This window comes from Halorubrum vacuolatum, assembly GCF_900188065.1.
Classification (GTDB): domain Archaea; phylum Halobacteriota; class Halobacteria; order Halobacteriales; family Haloferacaceae; genus Halorubrum; species Halorubrum vacuolatum.
The window spans coordinates 1-1211 of sequence record NZ_FZNQ01000069.1; the positions used below are offsets into that span (position 1 = coordinate 1).

Annotated in this window: 1 protein-coding gene; it reads left to right on the top strand. The window is 53.9% G+C overall.

Annotated features, from left to right (window positions below; genetic code table 11):
* The first annotated feature begins 58 nt into the window (after positions 1-58).
* Positions 59-1187, top strand: a protein-coding gene (locus CHB65_RS18125) for an IS630 family transposase (RefSeq protein WP_449404586.1) whose coding sequence is annotated in 2 segments (ribosomal slippage) — positions 59-483 and positions 482-1187 — 1131 coding nt in all. Because the reading frame shifts where the segments join, the coding sequence is not laid out codon by codon here.
* The last annotated feature ends 24 nt before the right edge of the window (positions 1188-1211 follow it).

The following is a 1211-nucleotide window of genomic DNA, read 5'->3' on the forward strand; positions in this document are numbered from 1 at the left end:
AGTGTAGCTTCAGACCTAGACTGTCTAGTTTAAGCCCTCTACAGCCGTACTCGTAAGAATGGGACGGAAGCAGCACGTTGTTAATCTTTCAGATGAGGAGCGAAGGACGCTTGAGTGGTTCATATCGACCGGTGAGCACAAAGCGGAGGATATCACACGTGCACGGGTTCTTTTGAAGGCTGATGAGGGGCTCACAGATTCGAAGATCTGTGAGCACCTCGGTTGTTCTATTGCGACTCCCTACCGCGCACGCAAAAACTACTGCGAGCGAGGGCTCGCGGCGATTCATCGCCGCAAGCCCGATCGAGAATACGACCGGAAACTGGATGGTGACGCCGAAGCACGACTGATCAAACTCGCCTGTAGCGAACCACCAGAAGGACACTCTCGCTGGACGCTTCACCTCCTCGCTGATGAACTCGTTATGCTCGACGAGATCGACTTCGAGTCGATCTCTCACGAAACCGTCCGAGAACGTCTAAAAAAACGCCCTGAAACCGCATCTCTCTAGCTACTGGGAAATACCGCCTGAACAGGACGCTGAGTTCGTCTACTACATGGAAGACGTGCTCGCTCTCTACCACGAACCGTACGACGAAACCCGTCCAGTCATCTGTTTTGACGAATCTAGCAAGGCACTTCGTGGGCATGAACGCGATCCGCTCCCGGCCGAACCGGGAGCGGTCGCTCGTGTCGATCATCGCTACGAACGCAACGGGAAACAGCGTCTTCACATCACCACTGAACCGTTAACTGGCTGGGTGGCCGTCGAAGTTACCGAGCGACGGCGGACGACCGAATGGATCGACCGCATGGTCGAATTGGCGGATGTTCACTACCCGGATGCGGATTGCATCCGGGTCGTGATGGATCAACTCAACACACACAAACCGGCTGCTTTCTACGATTTCTTTCCACCGGAGCAAGCGAAAGCGTATCTTGATCGATTCGAGTTCCACTATACTCCAAAGCGAGGTAGCTGGCTGAATATGGCCGAAATCAAGATCGGCGTCCTCAAACGCCAGTGTCTTGACCGGCGAATCTACGACGCAGCGACCCTCCGAGCGGAGGTCGCTGCGTGGCAAAAGCGTCACAATGCAGTTGATCGGCCTATTGATTGGCAATTCACCACTGATGAGGCTCGTATCAAATTACGCCAGCTCTATCCAGTTGAGACGAAAAACTAGTCAGACTACGTTTGAACCACCACT